The sequence below is a fragment of the Pseudomonas sp. R5(2019) genome, from assembly GCF_009905435.1.
Taxonomy (GTDB): domain Bacteria; phylum Pseudomonadota; class Gammaproteobacteria; order Pseudomonadales; family Pseudomonadaceae; genus Aquipseudomonas.
The window spans coordinates 16,817-34,732 of sequence record NZ_JAAAMT010000042.1; the positions used below are offsets into that span (position 1 = coordinate 16,817).

General features: G+C 60.2%; 16 protein-coding genes. 9 read left to right on the forward strand and 7 right to left on the reverse strand.

The features are described from left to right. Positions 1-7 precede the first annotated feature (7 nt). Positions 8-736 (forward strand): amino acid ABC transporter ATP-binding protein, encoded by a 729-nt coding sequence (locus GUY40_RS21990; RefSeq protein ID WP_178117922.1) that lies wholly within the window; start codon positions 8-10, stop codon positions 734-736. A gap of 51 nt (positions 737-787) precedes the next feature. Then, positions 788-1,621 (forward strand): ABC transporter substrate-binding protein, encoded by an 834-nt coding sequence (locus GUY40_RS21995; RefSeq protein WP_166571025.1) that lies wholly within the window; start codon positions 788-790, stop codon positions 1,619-1,621. A gap of 505 nt (positions 1,622-2,126) precedes the next feature. Here the strand turns inward: GUY40_RS21995 and GUY40_RS22000 are convergent. The 3 genes from GUY40_RS22000 to GUY40_RS22010 all read right to left on the reverse strand — a co-directional run bounded on the left by GUY40_RS22000 (position 2,127) and on the right by GUY40_RS22010 (position 5,071). Next, positions 2,127-3,014 carry an arginase family protein gene (locus tag GUY40_RS22000; RefSeq protein ID WP_166571026.1) on the reverse strand — a complete coding sequence of 296 codons (888 nt, stop codon included), beginning with the start codon at positions 3,012-3,014 and terminating at the stop codon, positions 2,127-2,129. A gap of 39 nt (positions 3,015-3,053) precedes the next feature. Next, a complete protein-coding gene (locus tag GUY40_RS22005) occupies positions 3,054-3,956 on the reverse strand; it encodes a DMT family transporter (RefSeq protein WP_166571027.1) in 903 nt (300 codons plus the stop codon). Positions 3,957-4,141: 185 nt separating this feature from the next. Continuing rightward, positions 4,142-5,071 carry a helix-turn-helix domain-containing protein gene (locus GUY40_RS22010; protein ID WP_166571028.1) on the reverse strand — a complete coding sequence of 310 codons (930 nt, stop codon included), beginning with the start codon at positions 5,069-5,071 and terminating at the stop codon, positions 4,142-4,144. 228 nt (positions 5,072-5,299) lie between these two features. On the opposite strand from GUY40_RS22010, the gene GUY40_RS22015 reads away from it, so the two are divergent. Next, positions 5,300-5,629 (forward strand): hypothetical protein, encoded by a 330-nt coding sequence (locus tag GUY40_RS22015; RefSeq protein WP_166571029.1) that lies wholly within the window; start codon positions 5,300-5,302, stop codon positions 5,627-5,629. 115 nt (positions 5,630-5,744) lie between these two features. Here GUY40_RS22015 and GUY40_RS22020 read toward each other — a convergent pair whose 3' ends face one another. The 4 genes from GUY40_RS22020 to GUY40_RS22035 form a co-directional block, all read right to left on the reverse strand. Beyond that, positions 5,745-6,611: a transporter gene (locus GUY40_RS22020; RefSeq protein ID WP_166571030.1), complete on the reverse strand. Its 867-nt coding sequence runs from the start codon at positions 6,609-6,611 to the stop codon at positions 5,745-5,747. A 95-nt stretch (positions 6,612-6,706) separates the two neighbouring features. Next, a complete protein-coding gene (locus GUY40_RS22025) occupies positions 6,707-8,059 on the reverse strand; it encodes a sugar MFS transporter (RefSeq protein WP_166571031.1) in 1,353 nt (450 codons plus the stop codon). A 129-nt stretch (positions 8,060-8,188) separates the two neighbouring features. Then, positions 8,189-9,868 carry a GMC family oxidoreductase gene (locus GUY40_RS22030; RefSeq protein WP_166571032.1) on the reverse strand — a complete coding sequence of 560 codons (1,680 nt, stop codon included), beginning with the start codon at positions 9,866-9,868 and terminating at the stop codon, positions 8,189-8,191. A gap of 147 nt (positions 9,869-10,015) precedes the next feature. Then, a complete protein-coding gene (locus GUY40_RS22035; RefSeq protein ID WP_166571033.1) occupies positions 10,016-10,951 on the reverse strand; it encodes a helix-turn-helix domain-containing protein in 936 nt (311 codons plus the stop codon). A 195-nt stretch (positions 10,952-11,146) separates the two neighbouring features. Here GUY40_RS22035 and GUY40_RS22040 point away from each other — a divergent pair, with 195 nt between their 5' ends. The 6 genes from GUY40_RS22040 (at position 11,147) to GUY40_RS22065 (ending at position 17,754) form a co-directional block, all read left to right on the forward strand. Next, a complete protein-coding gene (locus GUY40_RS22040) occupies positions 11,147-12,793 on the forward strand; it encodes a GMC family oxidoreductase (RefSeq protein ID WP_166571034.1) in 1,647 nt (548 codons plus the stop codon). A 4-nt stretch (positions 12,794-12,797) separates the two neighbouring features. Then, the gene (locus GUY40_RS22045; RefSeq protein ID WP_166571035.1) at positions 12,798-13,844 is read left to right on the forward strand and encodes an NADH:flavin oxidoreductase/NADH oxidase; all 1,047 of its coding nucleotides are present in this window, start codon (positions 12,798-12,800) and stop codon (positions 13,842-13,844) included. 1 nt (position 13,845) lies between these two features. Beyond that, a complete protein-coding gene (locus GUY40_RS22050) occupies positions 13,846-14,277 on the forward strand; it encodes a nuclear transport factor 2 family protein (protein ID WP_166571036.1) in 432 nt (143 codons plus the stop codon). Positions 14,278-14,322: 45 nt separating this feature from the next. Further along, the gene (locus GUY40_RS22055) at positions 14,323-14,757 is read left to right on the forward strand and encodes a nuclear transport factor 2 family protein (protein ID WP_166571037.1); all 435 of its coding nucleotides are present in this window, start codon (positions 14,323-14,325) and stop codon (positions 14,755-14,757) included. A 66-nt stretch (positions 14,758-14,823) separates the two neighbouring features. Beyond that, positions 14,824-15,915 (forward strand): alkene reductase, encoded by a 1,092-nt coding sequence (locus GUY40_RS22060; protein WP_166571038.1) that lies wholly within the window; start codon positions 14,824-14,826, stop codon positions 15,913-15,915. A gap of 393 nt (positions 15,916-16,308) precedes the next feature. Next, entirely contained in the window at positions 16,309-17,754 is a 1,446-nt protein-coding gene (locus GUY40_RS22065) for a short-chain fatty acid transporter (protein ID WP_166571039.1), read from the forward strand. The last annotated feature ends 162 nt before the right edge of the window (positions 17,755-17,916 follow it).

Genomic DNA, 17,916 nt, shown 5'->3' on the forward strand with positions numbered 1-17,916 from the left:
GCATCCAATGATCATGTTTTCCCGGATCAACAAATGGTATGGCGAGTACCAGGCCCTGACCGATATCACGGCCGAAGTGAAACGCGGAGAGGTGGTGGTTCTGTGCGGCCCGTCCGGGTCCGGCAAGTCGACCCTGATTCGCACCGTCAACCGCCTTGAAGACATTCAGAAGGGCCAGATCCTCTTCGACGGCCAGGACGTCAATGGCACCGACGCCAACGTCAACCGCCTGCGCAGCCGGGTGGGCTTCGTGTTCCAGAGTTTCAACCTGTTCCCGCACCTGTCGGTGCTGGACAACATCATCCTGACGCCCACCAAGGTGCGCGGTCTCAAGGCCAGCGAAGCGAAGGCCAGGGCCATGGAGTTGCTCGACCGTGTCGGCCTGGCGCACAAGGCCGGGGCTTATCCGGCCCAGCTGTCGGGCGGCCAGCAGCAGCGTGTGGCGATTGCCCGGGCCCTGGCAATGGAGCCGCCGGTGATGCTGTTCGACGAGCCCACCAGCGCCCTGGATCCGGAAATGGTCGGGGAAGTGCTCAGCGTCATGAAAGGCCTGGCCAAGGAGGGCATGACCATGATGTGCGTGACTCACGAGATGAATTTCGCGCGTGAGGTGGCCGACACCATCTGGTTCATGGACGCCGGGCAGATCCTGGAAAAATCCAACCCCGAGACGTTCTTCCAGCAGCCCACCCACCCACGCGCCCAGCGCTTTATTTCCGACCTGCGCAGCCACTGAGTGGCGGGCAGGTTTGCACCCCGATTCGATCTGTGTCTGAGGAGTATCACCATGCGTATGAAGCATTTGCTGGCCCTGTTCGCCTTGTCGCCGCTGGTGGCCTCGATGGCCCACGCCGACCAGTTGGCCGATGTGATGAGCAAGAAAAACCTGAGCTGCGGCGTTTACGCCGATGTGCCGCCGTTCTCCGCGCCGGACCCGAAAACCCGCGAACTGGTGGGCATGGACGTTGACCTGTGCAAGGCGCTGGCCAGCCATATGGGCGTTGAGCTGGAGCTCAAGCCGCTGTCGGTCGAGGCGCGCATTCCGGAAGTGAAGATGGGCCGCGTCGACGTCATCTTCGCCAATCTCGCCTACACCAAGAGCCGCGCCGACCAGATCCAGTTCAGCGATCCGTACTACATCGCCAAGGAAACCCTGGTGGTGCGCGCGGCCAACGCCGAACAACCCAAAGCGTTCTTTGAAGGCAAGCGCATCAGCTCCACCAAGGGCTCGACCTCCGAGCAATCGATCCGCATGGCCAACGCCACTCCGGTGACCTTCCAGGACACGGGCTCGGCGTACATGGCCCTGCAGCAGAACAAGGTGGTGGGCCTGGTGACCAACACCATGACTGCCATCAAGCTGGTCGGACAGGCGAAGGCCGGTGGCGTTGAACTGGCCATCGCCAAGGAGCCGATGGCGCTGGAGCCGATTGGTGCCGGCATGCGCCAGGGCGAGCCGGCGTTTTTGGCCAAGGTCAACCAATCGCTGCGGGCGATGGAAGCGGCGGGAGAAATCGATGCGATCTGGGCGCGCTGGATCGGGCCAACCACCGAATACAAAATGGTGCGAGAGGACAAGGTCCAGAGTTTGAGCGAGCTGAAATTCGACCCATTACCTTGAAGTGGACAGGGAAAGTCCATCCATGAGGATAATGTTGCTCACTTGAGCAGCTGAGCTTGTGCGCCGCTTGCCAGAAAATCCGATGCCAGAAGTCTGGCATCGAAGACTGCTGACAAACCCAAATCTACCTGCTGGATTCGATGTAGGAGCCGGGCTGGCCCCAATGCCAGTCAGTTAAGGGATGAACCACCGAAATCCATGTAGGAGCGGACCTGGCCGCGATGGGCTGCGAAGCAGCCCCCGAGGCCGGTGATATCTACGACAAGCCCCGGGAGTGCGGACGGTTTCAGAATCGCCGGGGCCGCTTCGCAGCCCATCGCGGCCAGGTCCGCTCCTACAAGGGTTGCGTCGTTCTATTCCTTAACTGACTGGCATTAAGGCTTGCCTGCGATGGGCTGCGAGGCAGACCCTAGGGCCGCTGCGCGCCCCATCGCAGCGGTCCGGCGTCCCGGCAAGCCTTGCTCCTACAGGGGTTTGTCATCAATCGCCGCCCTCCACAAGCGCTTTATAGTGTCTGTGGCTTACCCAGCAACGGCAGTTTCGCCAGCATGTTTTTCAGCGCCAGGGTGTCCCACGGCAGGTGCTCGGCAATTCCCAGGCCCACCACGTCTACAACCTGTGCCACGTCTGCCAGAAGCCGAACCACTTGATCCATGGTCATCTTGCCCTGGGCGATGCCGTCGAATGTATCGGCGGGCACGTTCGGTTGCGCGAACAGCAGCGAGCGGAACAGTGTGGCGTCGAGTACGTCCAGGTCAAAGTGGATGGCCAGGTGCTGGGCACCGCTTGCCTTGAGCCATTGCAGGATCGGCTCACTGGACTGGGCAAGGTCCGCCGGGCTGGCGCTGCGCAGGCCGAGTCGTTTGATCATGGCGGTTTCCACGCCCATGGTTTCCTGCAGCCCGGCATACATCACATTCGCGGGTTTGAGCGGGCGCTTGACGGCCTGGCGAAAATCTTCATCGCCTTCGCCCAGCAGATTGCCCAGAACCATGGCATGGGCGTGCTGAAAGTCTTGTGGGGTAAGGACGTCCGGGTGGGCATCGACCCAAAGCACTGCCAACTCACCGTTGTAGCGTTCATTCAAATAGGCGAAGGGCGCCAGATCCACCAGGCAATCACCGCCCAGCACGACCATGCGATCCGGTTGGTGTTTTCCGATCAAATGCTGGGCGTGGCTCAGCTGTTCCAACAGTGCGCCACGTGCGATCAGGCCGTTCTCCAGCTCCAGTTTCTCGCCGTTGGGCTCAGGGACACGGACGTGTTCTACCGGCCCACTGGCCGCAGGCGCGAGCCAGGACAGCAGTTGGGCGCCGAAGTAATAAGGCGCATTGTTACCGCCCTGCCACTGAGGGAAGAGCAGCCGCAGGGTTTTATCGGTGGCAGCAGTCATCAGGATTTCCTTATGGCTAATCAGTAGTGAGGGGATGCATTACAGGGTTGCCGGTAGTGTTGGCTTGATCGGCTCTTTCGCCTCGGCAGCCAGGATCGACAGGGTGACCAGTACCAGGGCAACGCCATCGGTCAGGTGCAGTTGCTCGCGGTAAAACACCATGGAAAAGAACGAGGCTGTGAGCGGAATCACCGCCACTGCCATGCCAGTCGCGCTGGCGGGAATTTTCGTCACGCCCATGAAAAACAGCACATAGGGCACCGCCCAGACCAGCGCACCGTAATAGATCATGACCGCGCCGTTGGCAGCGCTCAGCAGGTACCAGTCGAACGAAAGCCCCTGCGCTATCGCCATCGGCAGCGTGAACAGCATGCCGGTCAGGCACACGCCGGCCGCCAGGGTGGCCGGTGGCAATTGCACGTCGAGTTTCTTGGCACTGATCACGCAACCTGCGGTCGAAAGCGTCGACAGCAACAGGAACAGCATGCCGAGCCAAGTGTTTTGTCCGGCACTGTCCGCTGTGGGAAGGGTCAGCACCAGTACACCGGCGACGGCCATGACAATGGCAAGGACCTTCCTGACGCTCAGACGCTCTTTGAGAAACACCGAAGAGAAGGTCAGTACCGCCGCAGGCGCCAGGCTGCTGAACACCGAAGCGACGATGGCGGTGGCGCCCGAAAATCCGTAAAGCAAAAACACGGTGTACAGCACTGCACCGAGCAGTGACTGGATGCTGATCGCCACCCAGGCTGGCAAGCCGATCTGGCTCAGCGCAATTCTGTCCAGGGTGCGAACGACGGGATAGAGCAAAGCAAACGCCACCGCGAAAGTGATCGAGGTAAAAATCCAGATGGGAATCAGCGTCATCGCCTCCTTGGCGATTGGATAGCTGATGCCGATCAATGCATAACACAACAGCACGTAAACGTAGCCAGGGTTCATGGCAGACCTCGATTATTGGCGTTATGGCAGCGATGAAATAAGGTGTGGCGTGTTCGGCAAAAGCACCGACTTCTAGTTATGGATGCGCGGACGCGACCGGGCGCCGTCAGCACGGTATTGATACTGAGCCTGATCGGGCATGGGGGCTCTACTGAAATGGCCAGGCGTTGTGCCTGGCACGCCAATCAGTGCGAAGGCAGCAATTGCGCTGGCGAGACGCCGTAGGCGTTTTTGAAGGCGCGGCTGAAATGGGAAAGGTTGGTAAAACCAAAACTCAGCGCGGCATCGCTCACCTGCTGGAACTGCCCCTTGAGCAAGGCCTTGTGGCAGGCCGACAAGCGCTGATGCCACAACCAGCGGATGGCGGTGGTGCCTTCCTTGGCAAACAGGCGGTTCAGGGTCCGAGGGGAGACGTAGGTGGCCTGCGCGACGCTGTCGATGGTCAAATCCGAGTCGTGAAGATTGGCCAGCAAAAACTGTTTTACCCGCTGCAGTTGCTGGCTTTGATAGGTGCTAAGGGTTGAGTCCGACGTCTGAAAGGCCGACTCGAAAGCAGTGGACACGACATCGAGCAGCGAGGCACTCAAGCGTTCAGCGAGCGGTAGGGGCAATGCAGCCGTGTTCCAGATTTCCGTCATCATGGTTCTGGCCAGATTGCCCAAGGGCGACTGGCTTTGCAGGGTCCGGCTCAGAAACTGTTCAGCATGGGCGATATGCTCCAGCAGCAAAGCGCGCGGCACGGCGAGTACGATCTGATTGTCGCCTTCGGGAAAACTGCAGAGGTAGGGTTGCGTGCTATCGAACAGCACAATGTCACCGATGCGCTGGGTGGATTGGCGGCCGTTCTGAGTGACATGCGCTTGCCGGCACAGCGACAGCGACAGAAAGAAGTGATCGCTGTCATCACTGTGTGGGCTGCGCTCGTACTCAACCGGCAAGGAGCGGATCTGGCTCAGCGTTACACTGCCCAACGTCTTGACGCTCAAAGAGCCGTCGAAAGGCTCATCGCTCAGCGCGCGATTGCGGGTGGGCACGTAAGTCGAGCACACCACGTCCTGCCAGTAGTCGAAGCGTTCGCTGGCTTGCAGGTCCTGAGTGGGATAGAGGAGGGTCATGAACGCCTCTACAGGCTGATAGTCGGGTCAGGTTATCAGACATTTTCTCGGGCGGCGTCCCAGGCGATGAAATGGGGGCTGCGGTGCATTGGCGCCAGGCAACGGGTGCCGTTCTGTTGCGGCGCTGATCAACCTGTCGCACCGAGCACAGTGCATCGACGTGTGGAGCCAAGCGGCCGTCTGGCGATTGGGTTGCAATGAGGGCCCATTTCTCGGGAAATACCCTTAATGCACATCATTGCCTACGTCATGCGTCGCAAGTCCGGGTTGAGTCAGGAAGCGTTCTTGAAGCTGTATGCCGAGCACGGCCAGGTCATGGCCATGGCAGCCCGTGGCCTGCTGCGCTATGAGCAATATCCACTGCGTAGGGCGCAGTTGCCGGGCGATGTTTACTGCACGCAGCCGCCTGCCTATGACGCGCTCTCGATCTACACCTACGCCACAGCCGAGGACGCTGACTACACCTCGCGCTTGCCTGAAGTCATTGAAGACAGTGAACGGTTCATCGAATTTGCTTCAATGATTACCTTGCCGGTCAACAAGCGCACGGTTGTCTGACGCTATCGGTGCCTGCAAAAAGTCTCGCGGGCAACCCCGCTCCCACAAGAGAAGGTGCTGGCCTTGTGTAAGCGGGGTTGCCCGCGAATGCAGTCGTGCCCTGGAGGGGGAGGCCTTAGAAGGCGTGCACAAACCTTACGCGCGCTCCGCGGTTCTCGAACGCATTGTCGACCTTCACGTCATGGATATATTCGACCTGAACGTTGTTCTGCGCATCGAGCTGCCTGGCCAAACCGAACACAACGGTTTGCCCGGTGGTTCGGTCATTCTGACTGATGCCGTCCACTTCGGTTTTACCGCCGGCGACGTAGGCGTACTTGGCCGAAACCCACAGTGTCGAGGTGAGGTTGTACGAATAGATGGCCTGGAAGGTAAACAGGTCGTCCTTTTTCTGTTCCTTGCCGAAGTAGTCGTCGTTTTTGCCGTAGAAGTCGACGGCGGCAATCAGGTCGACCCAAGTGTTCTCGCCAAAGCCCTGGGACATACCGAATTCGGCAGTGTAGCTCCAGCGATTGGCGCCCAGGCTGGTGCCTGGTCGGTTGGCGTTGTAGCTGCCGGTGGGAGCGGTGACGTACGGCGTAAAGGCAATGTAGGTCTTGCTGAGCGGGTCGTTCACGAACCAGAAGGAACTCAGCAAAATGACGTCACCCATGCTATTGCGGCGGTCATCGACAGCGCCCGGGATGTTCACGTTGAGATTGCCCATGGGCAGGATGATCTGCGGGTCGATGATCATCCCGCCCACTTCCATGAAGTGCACATACCGCGCGACTAACAGATCAGTGGAAAAATCAGCCTTGTTCTTGTCACCGTCATCGACATAGGTGTTCGACTGCTTGTGCACGTAGTAAAGAACGCCCAGGTCGACCCCGGCGGGTGCCGCGATGTAGTCGCGAGCCATGGCATCGCCGGCCGCATTGGCCGTGGCACAAAAAATGAGCGAAGCGATAGCGCCGAAAGCAAAAGTCGGTAGTGGTTTCATTGACGGTCCGATTCTTATTGTTGTGGTACAGGGTGTGGGGTGAATACCGGCCATGCGAAAAGCATGGCCGGGGGGCTAGTGAGGGCGCACTCGGTTCAGACTTGCGGACTGAGCACCTTGCTGGCTGGGGGAAGTGCATTGTTGCGTTTGCGGTCGTACAGCCAGGCCAGTGCGAAAAACACCACGAGTACGCTGGGCAGAAAGGTGGCCGTTTGAAAGATGGAAGTCGTCGCCGATACCAGTACCTGATCCAGCGCCGCACTGCCTTCGTTGAGTGCTTCAAAGGCGGCTTCACCCCCGGCGCTGGAGATCTTCGCCTGGTCGAACAGCTTGCCGAACAGTGGCATCAGCACGTAGGTCGACGACATGCCAGCCGAAGCCGTGACACCGATGGCCAGCGAGCCGCCACCGGGGAAGCGTTCCGACGTACTGGCGAGCATGGTCGGCCACATGACGCTGGTGCCGATGCCGAACAGCAATGCTGCGAACATGCCTGCCGACGGGCTGGCCGCCTGACTCAGCAGGAACAACCCAGCCAGCGCAAACAGCGAGCCGAAGAACAGGATGCCGCTGGAACCCAGCAGGCGATACAACACTCCGGTAAACAGCCGCACCACGATATGCACGGTGTAGATAAAGGCCACCAGCCAGAAGCCCTGGATGCCGACGATCCTGGTCAGGGTCAAATCAATCCAGCTGGCGGGTACCAGTTCGGTCGCGGCACTGATGAACATTGCGCAGAGAAACAGGTAGAACGCCGGGCGCGCAAAGGTCTGCTGGAACATGCCCTTGAACGACACCCCATGGACGACGCGCTCACTGGGCGGGTATTTGACCCGTGCGATCAGCAGCAGGGCGATCACTGCGGGAATGAACACCAGGCCCAACTGAATGCGCCAGCCCAGGGCCAGTTTTTCAACCATCACACATGCCGGGGCCGCCAGCAGCATGCCGAGCGCAAAGGCGGCATGGAACAGATTGAGTTTCGGCACCTTGCGCGTTGGGTAAATCGTCACCACCAGCGGGTTGAGCACGGCTTCGATCGAGCCCCAGGCGAGCCCCTGCAGCAAAGACCCTCCCCAAAGCAACAGGTAGGCCTGATCGGTACCGGGCACGGCGGTAACGATGGTCGCGGTGCCCACCAGGTACAGCAGCAGGCTGAGGATATGTACGCGGCGCAGACCGATGGCATCCACAAAGGGCGACATCACCAGGTTGGCGATGGCGAACCCGAGAAACAACACGCCGAGCACTTCGCCAATCATGGCTCCGGACGTCAGTACATTGGTTGCATCAAAGAAATCGTGTTTGATGGAACTGGCGGCATTCAGCCGGAACAGCACTTCAAAGCCCATGCAGAACTGGGTGACGAAGGCGGCGATAAAGATCTGTGTAACGGGGACGCCTTTCAAGTAATTCGCAAGTTCTGATTGAGGATGGTTTTTCATTGCAGCAGAGCTCCTTTCGCCAACACTTGATCAGTGGCGAATGCGCGGGTTGTTTTTGTTTTCAGTGCAACGCGGATAGAGAGAGCGGTGTGTGGCGGTGGCCTCCCGAGATGAAAGGGGTGGAGCGGCTCAAACCACTCCGGCGGGGGTTTTGCTGACCCATTGCGTAGAGCCGGTTGCAGCGGGGGCTTTTTCGTCTTGCGCAATGAAATCCACCACCCGTTCGGCAATCATCACCACCGGCGCAGTGGTATTGCCGCGCACCAGCACTGGCATCACCGATGCGTCGGCAACCCTGAGCCCGGCCACCCCGCGAACACGCAGTTGCAAATCCACCACCGCGGCCTCATCGGTACCCATGGCGCAGGTCCCGGCAGGGTGGAAAGCATTCTGAGCATGGTTGCGCACGTATTCTTCAAGCGAATCCTGATCATCGCCGACCGCTGTGCCGGGCATCAGTTCACCCTCGAGAAAGCATGCCAGCGACGGTGCCTTGAGAATTTGCCGGGCCAGTCGCACACCACGCACCAGGTTCTGGACGTCGGCAGGGTCACTGAGGTAATTGGCATTGAGGATCGGCGCGGCGCTCGGGTCTTTGCTGCGCAGGCGTACCCGCCCACGGGAATGGCTGGTCAGGCAGCAGGGTGCCACCGAGTAGCCGTGTTCAGGCGGGGCGCCGTCGAGCTTGCCCCAACTGGTCGAAGCCATTGCCAGGGTGTGGATCTGGATTTCCGGCCGGCCATCGCCATCCAGATCAAAGAAGCCGCCATTCTCCACAAGGTTCGAGCTGAGCAAGCCGCTGCGATAGAGCATCCATTCCAGGCCATGACGCAGCGCCTTGAGGCCGCGGTCCTGCCCCAGCAGGCTGATCGGGTCCTTGAGCTTGCCATCGACCGGCACCACGAGATGGTCCTGATAGTTTTCGCCGACCCCAGGCAGGTCGCTGACCACCTCGATACCCTGTGCCTGCAAGTGCTCGGCCGGGCCTATCCCCGACAACATCAGCAGCTTGGGCGAGATCAGGGTTCCAGCGCACAGAATGACCTCTCTGAGCGCGCGGATCTGAATCTCTTTACCGGCCTCACCGGCCAATACAACGCCAACCGTACGCCGGTTTTCGATCAGCAGACGAGATACCCGGCTATGGGTGCGCACCACCAGATTGGGTCTTTTCAGGGCCGGACGAAGGTAGCCGCGGGCGGTGCTGCAGCGTTCGCCATTGTGGCTGGTCGTCTGGTAGTAACCGACACCGGCCTGAGAGGTGCCATTGAAGTCGTCGTTATAGCGAATGGGCACTCCACAGGCTGTTCCGGCTTCCTGGCTGGCACGGATGAAGGCTTCGCTCAGCACATGGCGATGACCGATGTCGGACACCGCCAAAGGGCCGTCATTGCCGTGTAGTACGCCACTGAGGCGCTGATTGTTTTCGGCTTTCTTGAAGTACGGCAGCACATCGGCGAACCCCCAGCCTTCGCAGCCCCTGGCGGCCCAGTCATCGTAGTCTTCCGGTTGGCCGCGGATGTACACCATCGCATTGAGCGAGTGGCCGCCTCCCAGGGTGCGCGCCTGCATGACCTGAATCGAGCGGTTGTTGGCATGGGGTTCGGGTTCTGTCTGATAGGCGACCGTACGCTGCGTGCCCATCGTTCTGAAATACCCGCCATTCATGCGAATGAACAGGCTTTTATCGTGTGTGCCTTCTTCAAGCAACAACACGCGTCTGGACGCCTCTTCGCTCAGGCGCGAAGCCACCACGCAACCGGCCGCGCCGCCACCGACAATGATGTAATCGAAGGCCTCTGTACTCATGAACTCACCTGCTGATTGTATTTTTTATAGATGCTGCATGGGGCTCATCCTAGGTGCCTGGCATGGGCACGGCTTGGGTGGGCGCGCCAACCATTGGGTTGCTCGCGCCACTTTTTCAGGAGGGGGGATTTGCGCGGTAGGGCAGGCTCAGCGAGCGCTGCGCAGCAGCTGCTGGGGGGAGATACCGTAGGTTTTCTTGAAGGCTTTGCTGAAGTGCGAGAGGTCATTGAAGCCACAATCGAGCGCCGCTTCGCTGACTTGCCGTACGCGCCCTTCGCTCAAGTATTTATGGCTGGCCGCCAGGCGTTGCTGCCACAGCCAGCGAATCGCGCTGGTGCCTTCGGCGGCGAACAGACGGTTGAGTGTGCGCACTGACACATTGTGCCTGCTGGCGATATTGACGATCTGCAAGTCCGGGTCACTGAGGTGGGCTTGCATGTGCTGTTTGATGTGTTCAAGGGGGTTGTGTCGCGAGGTCAGAACCGGCATGCCTGCACCGTTTTCCAGGGCGGCGCTGATGATGTCCAGCATGCCGCTGGCAAGCCGCGCATCGTGGGGCAGGCACAGCGCTTGTTCAAGTGCAAAGGATTCGCGCATCAAGTGACCGATCATCGAGCCGATTCCCGAATCGCCCTTCAGCGTGACCGCTGTGATGGGTTCAGTGCGCGCGACCCGGGCGGCGAGGAGCGCCCGAGGGATTTTCAGTACCAGAGAGCGCGAGCCTTGCGGATAGCTGACCAATGAAGGCTGGGCCGCGCTGTAGAGCGCCATATCGCCGGTGTTGAGCATGGCCTGGCGACCGTCCTGTTCGATGCAGCCGTTACCCTCGGTCACCAGCACTAACTGGTAGTGTTCCTCGTGATGATCCTTGAGTTGGGCGGTGCTGCGACGGTAGTTCATCGCCGGCGAAAGCACGTCACTGAGCTCCAGTTGCCCCAAGGGTCGGACCTTGAGGTGGCCCTCCAGAGGCGTGTTCATCTGCGGTTGGCAGTCAACGGCCAGGTAGGTTTTGCAGATCACTTCATTCCAGTAGGCAAGGCGTTGGCTGCTATCGATCTGCTGGGTGCTGAAAGTGGTGGGCATGGCGGGCAGGCCTCGACGTTTTTATGGTTATTGGTTAACAAGTTAACTACGTACCTTGCACCCGTCAATCGGGCCGCCGACCTGTGGCAGTGGTTGGCGCGAGGAGCCCAGCGCATGGCGCGTGCAACCAAGCGCTGCGATCTGAATCTCCCTAGCCTGAACCCCGTATCAACAACAATAAGAAAGGGGTTCGCCATGCCGACATCATCCGATCAACTGCCTGTTGATTCGGCCTTCGACTATATCGTCGTTGGGGGAGGGGCAGCAGGCTGCGTGGTCGCCGCTCGCCTGAGTGAAAACCGGGATCGTCGTGTATTGCTGCTGGAGGCGGGCCCCCATGCTCGGCATCCACTCATTCGCATGGCCGGTGGCTTTTTCAAGTTGCATGGCACGGCACGTAGCTACCTGTTCAAGAGCGAGCCAGCGGCGGCGGCGAACGGGCGACAGATGCCATTGCTTCAGGGCCGTACCCTGGGTGGCGGGACGGCGATCAACGCCATGTGCTACATCCGCGGCCAGAAAGAGGATTTCGACGGCTGGGCTGCCAGCGGCTGTGAGGGCTGGAGCTATGAAGAGGTGCTGCCTTTTTTCAGGCGCGCCGAAAATAACAGTCGACTGGCGGACCGCTTCCACGGTGTCGATGGCCCGCTGCGCGTCTCTGACGGAGCGTATCGGCATTTGCTGAGCAACGCGTTCGTGCTCGCGGCCCAGCAGACTGAAGGGGACGATGGACAGCCAATTGCCTTCAACCATGATTTCAACGGCGAACAGCAGCGGGGTGTGGGTTTCTACCAGACCATGAGTTATCGGGGGGAACGCAGCAGCAGCTATAGCGCCTACATCGGGCATGGTCACACCCGCAGCAACCTGACCGTCTGGACCGATGCGCAGGTCAACAAAGTGCTGTTCAGCGGCACCTGTGCTACCGGTATCAGGGTGCGCAGGGCTGACAGGGAGCTGGATGTGTTCGCCCGGCGGGAAGTGGTGTTGTCGGGTGGCGCGTTCATGACGCCCAAGCTGCTGATGTTATCGGGTGTCGGCCCCGCAGAACATCTTAAGGAACACGGCATCGAGGTTGTGCTCGATGCCCCCGGTGTCGGTGAGAACTACCAGGATCATATGCTGGTTCCGGTAGACGCAGACCTTAAGGAACCGATCAGTCTGATGGGCCAGGATCGCGGTTGGCGCGCGCTTTCCAATGGCTTGCAGTGGACGTTCTATCGCAGCGGCGTGCTGACCTCCAACGTGGTCGAGTGCGGTGGCTTTTTTGACGTGGATGGCGATGGGCGTACGGACATTCAGCTCAATGCCCTGGCGGCCTCCTCCTGTGGTTGGGGTGATCCCATCCCGCAGGTGCACCGGTTTTCGCTGGCGCCGTTATGCAACACCTGTCACTCGCGCGGCACGGTTCGCCTGAGCAGCGCAGACCCAGCCGCCATGCCCAGCGTGCAGGGCAATTACCTGAGCGATCCGCGGGAGCTCAACAACCTCGTCAAGGGCATTCGCCTGGCCCGAAAAATCATGGCTGCCCCAGCACTGGCGCGCCATCTCAAGGCTGAGTCCTTGCCCGGCCCGAGCGTCAGCAACAGCGACGCCGACCTGCAAGCTTATGTGCGCGCCCGCGCCGGCACCGCACTGCACCCGGCGGGCACCTGCGCCATGGGTGTCGGCCCCCGTGCGGTGGTCGACCCACAGTTGCGTGTGCAGGGTTTGCAAGGCCTGCGCATCGCCGACGCGTCGATCATGCCGAACATCGTGCGCGGCAACACGGCCGCCTCGACGATCATGATCGCCGAACGCGCTGCCGAGTTTATCCGTCATTTTGAAACCGTACAGAGGTAGTCCCGTGAGCAGAATTTTTCAGCCCCTGACCTTGCGAAGCGTCACCTTCAAGAACCGCATCGCCATGGCGCCCATGCTGATGTATACCGGCCAGGAGGACGGCAAGGTCAATGATCTGCACCTGGCGCACTATGCCGCTCGCGCCTTGGGCGGTGTCGGTCTGATCACCACTGAGGTGGTAGCCGTGGAGCCTGCAGGGCGCATCAGCCATACCGACCTTGGGATCTGGGACGAGGCGCAGGTGGCCGGGTTGCGGCGACTGGCCGAAATGATCGCGGCTTGCGGCGCCAAAAGCTGCTTGCAACTGGCGCATGCCGGGCGCAAGTCGATGGTGGATGGGGCCATTTTTGCTCCGTCGGCGATCGCTCATAGCGCCCAGCACCGCACACCGCAGGTGCTCACCATCGAGCAAGTCCAGGCGGTAGTCCGCGCCTTTGAGCGCGCTGCAGAACGTGCAATCGAAACCGGGTTTGACTGCCTGGAAATTCACGCGGCGCACGGCTACTTGATTCACGAGTTTCTCTCGCCGCTGAGCAATCGTCGAGATGACGGGTACGGTGGCAGCCCGGAAAACCGCAATCGGCTGCTGGTAGAGGTTGTCACCGCTGTACGCCGCGCATGGCCTGAAGACAAACCTCTGATCGTGCGTTTGTCGGCCGATGACATGGCAGGCGAGGGCGGTAACACCGTCACTCAAACCACCCGCCTGGGCTATGTGCTCAAAGCGCTTGGCGTTGATCTGCTGAGCGTTTCGGCCGGTGGGCTGACGCCTGTTTTCCACGGCGAGATTGTGCCGGGCTATCAAGTCGAATTCGCTGCTCAATTGCGCCAGGGGCTCGAGTTGCCGGTGGGCTGCAATGGCTCGATCACCTCAAGCGAACTGGTAGAAGCTGTTCTGTATTCCCAGTCAGCGGACCTGGTGTACATGGGCCGAGAGCTGCTGCGCAATCCTTTCTGGCTGTTGAATGTGGCGCGTGCTGCGGGGGTGGAGCCACCCTTGGCGATACCCACCTATGCGCGCGCGACTGGACCCTACGAGCGAGGCCACTGATATGGGGCAGTCCTTTGCTGATACCGCTGCGCTCGAAATCCTTCACCTGCTCCACCAGTACTCGTGGGGCTATGACATCCACGATATGGCGTTACTGGGCAGTGTCTTCAGCGATCACGCCAGAACGGGCGGGGTGGTGGCCAACACCGATATTGGCTGGGGGCCGTGGGTGGGACGCGACAACATCGTCAACGAGCTGTCGGCCATTCGCTGCTCGCAATCGGACCGTCGTCGGCATGTCATCACCTCCAGCCTGTTCGAAGCCCTGAGCCAGCAACAGGCGACCGTGCGGGTGTACCTCTCGCTGTTTTCATTCGGCGATGGCCAGCCACCGCACCTTGTGACCACCGGTGAGTACGTCATGGAAGCCTCGCGCCATGACGGGCGCTGGTTGATCGACGTGCTGGAAGAGGTTCTGGAGTCTGCGTTTTAAAACCAACAAGTGGTTTCACCGACAGAACACGTGGGGAGTACAGCAATGAGCAATCAAACATTCGCCTGGGCAAACGGACAGGCCGTCCTGAATGTTCTTCATCAATACGCCTGGGCCTTCGATGCCAATGACATGGCGCTCCTGGCTTCGGTGTTCAGCGAAGGTGCCAGAACCGGTGGCGTCGTCGCTGGCACTGCGCTGGGGTGGGGGCCTTGGGAGGGGCGGGATGAAATCGTCAGCAGCCTGGGGGCCATTCGACAGAACCAGCAAGACCTGCGCCGTCATCAGATCACCACGCCGGTGTTTGTGACCCTGACCGAAAACAATGCGGTGGTGAAGGCTTACCTGTCGCTGTTCTCGACGGATGCGTCGAAACAACCGCGATTGCTGACCACGGGCGAATACGTGGCGAAGCTGAGCAATGTCGATGGGCAATGGCGCATCGACACGCTCGACGCGGTGCTGGACGGCGCTTACTGACGTCCGGTTGTTCAGTGCAGTTCGCAGCCCGTGAGTGGGCTTTCAAAATTTCAGGTTGGGAAGGCAATGGCAAATTTGTTTGAAACATTCCAGTTGGGTGATCTTCAGTTGTCGAACCGCATCGTCATGTCGCCGCTGACACGTGCTCGCGCCGGTGCCGGTGACGTGCCGACCGCCTTGATGGCCGAGTACTACCAACAACGCGCCAGTGCCGGGCTGTTGATCAGCGAGGCCACCAATGTGAGCCCGCTGTCGCGGCCCTTCGACAGGGCGCCGGGGCTTTTCACCCAGGCGCAGGTCGAAGGTTGGCGCCAGGTCACATCAGGCGTGCATGACGTCGGCGGCAAAATCTTCGCGCAGCTGTGGCACGGAGGCCGGATCGGCGCCATGGGCTTGCTCGATTGGCAGCAACCACTGTCGCCGTCCGGATTCAATGATGACGTTGAGAGCCTGCATGTGTGGGGCTTGCTGCACAACGAAAACTACGTGCGTGTCAGCGCCACACCTTCGCGGGCCATGACAGTTGAAGATGTTCATTCGACCATTGGCGAGTACAAGCAGGCGGCGGTCAATGCGCTGGAGGCGGGTTTCGATGGGGTGGAAGTTCATGCGGCCAACGGCTATTTGCCGCACCAGTTTCTGTCGGCTCATGTGAACCGCCGTGTCGATCAATACGGCGGCACGGTCGCCAACCGTACGCGCTTTCTGGAGGAAATCATCGATGCCGTCGGCGAGGTGATGCCGCTGTCTCGCGTGGGCGTGCGTGTTTCGCCTTACACGAACTACAACAGTGCCCTCGACGACCAGGTACCGCAGCTCTACAGCCATGTCGCTGATGTCATGCAAGCCAGGGGCGTGGGGTATTTGCACATTGCCGATGTGAACGGCTGGTACGGTGCACCGGATCTGGACAAGATCATGGATATCGTCGCCGGGCGCTATCGGGGCGTGATCATTGCCAATGGGGGGTTGAGTGTCGAGAAGGCCAAAACCCTGGTGCAGGACCAGACAGTGCCCTTGGTCGCGTTCGGGCGCTACTTCATCGCCAACCCGGATTTGGTTGAACGCATCCGGACTGGCGCACCCTTGAATGAACTGAACGAACGCGAGCTCTATGGGAGAGGGACGGAAGGATATACCGACTATCCAATGCTTTAATTGAGAGTCATAGTCCGAATATATAGGCTTGCGCCATTATTTTTCATCAAGGCCCTGAGTTTTCAGGGCTTTTTCGTATCCGGTGTTTGCCAGCCCATACTTCAGTCCACGCGTAGCTGTTTGACGTTCATTGATTTGAAATACCAATCAATCGGCAATAAAAACAAAATTAACAAATTATTCCAGCCGGGTGAAGATGCCCCCACGCTTCCGACAGCCTAATGTCGGCCCTACAACGGCAAGCCAGCTCCTTGGTCCCGCGTCAACCGGGATATTGTGTACGCCATATCCCCCTGCAGGAACTGGCTTGCCAGCGATGGAGCCCTGTCAGCCAGCGAAGATTTTCCCGCAAATCACTCCCTCCATAACAACGCCAAAACTAAGGAAGTCCCCATGGCTGCCGAAATCGAAGCTAGCCGCTACGAACGCTCTATCGAAGAGAGCCGCTTCGCCCGTTTCGCCTTGCATTGCTCCAACTGGGCCGAGCGCTGGTTTCCCGACTCCTGGGTATTCGCCGCGCTGGCCGTGGTCACCGTCGCCGTGGCGGCCATGGCCATGGGCGCCGCACCGACCGTCACCGCCAAAGCCTTTGGCGATGGCTTCTGGAGCCTGATCCCGTTCACCATGCAAATGGCTTTCGTGGTCATCGGCGGCTACGTGGTCGCCAGCTCCCCACCGGCGGTGAAACTGATCGACCGCCTGGCGCGTATCCCCAAGAACGGCCGCTCCGCCGTATGCTGGGTAGCATTGATTTCCATGGTCGCTTCATTGCTGAACTGGGGCCTGTCGCTGGTCTTCGGCGGCCTGCTGGTTCGCGCGCTGGCTCGGCGTACCGACCTGCGCATGGACTATCGCGCTGCCGGTGCCGCGGCCTACCTGGGCCTGGGAGCGGTCTGGGCTTTGGGCCTGTCATCCTCGGCGGCGCAACTGCAAGCCAACCCCGGCAGCCTGCCACCGTCGATCCTGGCCATTACCGGGGTGATTCCGTTTACCGAGACCATCTTCCTCTGGCAGTCGGGCGTGATGCTCGGTGTCCTGGTGCTGGTCTCGCTGGTGGTGGCTTATGCCACCGCACCGGGGCCAGCCAGCGCGCGTGATGCGCACTCGTGTGGTGTCGATCCCAGCTTCAGCCTGCCGCCAGCGCCCAAGCGCACGCGCCCGGGCGAGTGGCTGGAGTACAGCCCGATATTGATTTTGCTGTTGGTTGCCCTGGCTGCGGGCTGGCTGTTCCACGAGTTCTCGACCAAGCCGGCGATCACCGCGATCTCGGGCCTGAACACTTACAACCTGCTGTTCATCATGCTCGGTGCGCTGCTGCACTGGCGGCCGCGCAGCTTCCTCGACGCGGTCACCCGGGCGGTGCCGACCACCACCGGCGTGATGATCCAGTTCCCGCTGTATGGCTCGATCGCGGCGATCCTGACCACGGTCAAAGGCAGCGATGCCCAGACCCTGGCGCACCACATTTCGACCTTCTTTGTGCAGATCGCGTCCCATGACACCTACGCGTTGCTGATGGGCGTGTACTCGGCTGTGTTGGGCTTCTTCATCCCCTCGGGCGGTGGCAAATGGATCATCGAAGCGCCCTATGTGATGCAGGTTGCCAATGACCTGCAATACCACCTGGGGTGGGCGGTGCAGATCTACAATGCCGCTGAGGCGTTACCGAACCTGATCAACCCGTTCTACATGCTGCCGTTGTTGGGTGTGCTGGGGCTCAAGGCGCGGGATTTGATTGGTTTTTCGTTTGTGCAGTTGTTGGTGCACACTCCGTTGGTGCTGGTGCTGCTTTGGGCGTTGGGGATGACGTTGCAGTATGTGCCGCCGGTGATGCCTTGAGTTTGATAGGGCATCATCGCTGGCAAGCTCCACAATGATTTGTGCCAGCCCCATTATCTGGGAGCACAGATAATCTTATGATCGGGTCGAGGTAACGGGACTACGCCCGTTACCCCTCCCACACCACCGGACGTGCGGTTTTCCGCATCCGGCGGTTGGACT

Excerpts from the sequence above, each read along its gene's own strand:
- GUY40_RS21990 (WP_178117922.1), top strand. The coding sequence starts at position 8 with ATGATCATGTTTTCCCGGATCAACAAATGGTATGGCGAGTACCAGGCC.
- GUY40_RS21995 (WP_166571025.1), top strand. The coding sequence starts at position 788 with ATGCGTATGAAGCATTTGCTGGCCCTGTTCGCCTTGTCGCCGCTGGTG.
- GUY40_RS22000 (WP_166571026.1), bottom strand. The coding sequence starts at position 3,014 with ATGACTGCTGCCACCGATAAAACCCTGCGGCTGCTCTTCCCTCAGTGG.
- GUY40_RS22005 (WP_166571027.1), bottom strand. The coding sequence starts at position 3,956 with ATGAACCCTGGCTACGTTTACGTGCTGTTGTGTTATGCATTGATCGGC.
- GUY40_RS22010 (WP_166571028.1), bottom strand. The coding sequence starts at position 5,071 with ATGACCCTCCTCTATCCCACTCAGGACCTGCAAGCCAGCGAACGCTTC.
- GUY40_RS22015 (WP_166571029.1), top strand. The coding sequence starts at position 5,300 with ATGCACATCATTGCCTACGTCATGCGTCGCAAGTCCGGGTTGAGTCAG.
- GUY40_RS22020 (WP_166571030.1), bottom strand. The coding sequence starts at position 6,611 with ATGAAACCACTACCGACTTTTGCTTTCGGCGCTATCGCTTCGCTCATT.
- GUY40_RS22025 (WP_166571031.1), bottom strand. The coding sequence starts at position 8,059 with ATGAAAAACCATCCTCAATCAGAACTTGCGAATTACTTGAAAGGCGTC.
- GUY40_RS22030 (WP_166571032.1), bottom strand. The coding sequence starts at position 9,868 with ATGAGTACAGAGGCCTTCGATTACATCATTGTCGGTGGCGGCGCGGCC.
- GUY40_RS22035 (WP_166571033.1), bottom strand. The coding sequence starts at position 10,951 with ATGCCCACCACTTTCAGCACCCAGCAGATCGATAGCAGCCAACGCCTT.
- GUY40_RS22040 (WP_166571034.1), top strand. The coding sequence starts at position 11,147 with ATGCCGACATCATCCGATCAACTGCCTGTTGATTCGGCCTTCGACTAT.
- GUY40_RS22050 (WP_166571036.1), top strand. The coding sequence starts at position 13,846 with ATGGGGCAGTCCTTTGCTGATACCGCTGCGCTCGAAATCCTTCACCTG.
- GUY40_RS22055 (WP_166571037.1), top strand. The coding sequence starts at position 14,323 with ATGAGCAATCAAACATTCGCCTGGGCAAACGGACAGGCCGTCCTGAAT.
- GUY40_RS22060 (WP_166571038.1), top strand. The coding sequence starts at position 14,824 with ATGGCAAATTTGTTTGAAACATTCCAGTTGGGTGATCTTCAGTTGTCG.
- GUY40_RS22065 (WP_166571039.1), top strand. The coding sequence starts at position 16,309 with ATGGCTGCCGAAATCGAAGCTAGCCGCTACGAACGCTCTATCGAAGAG.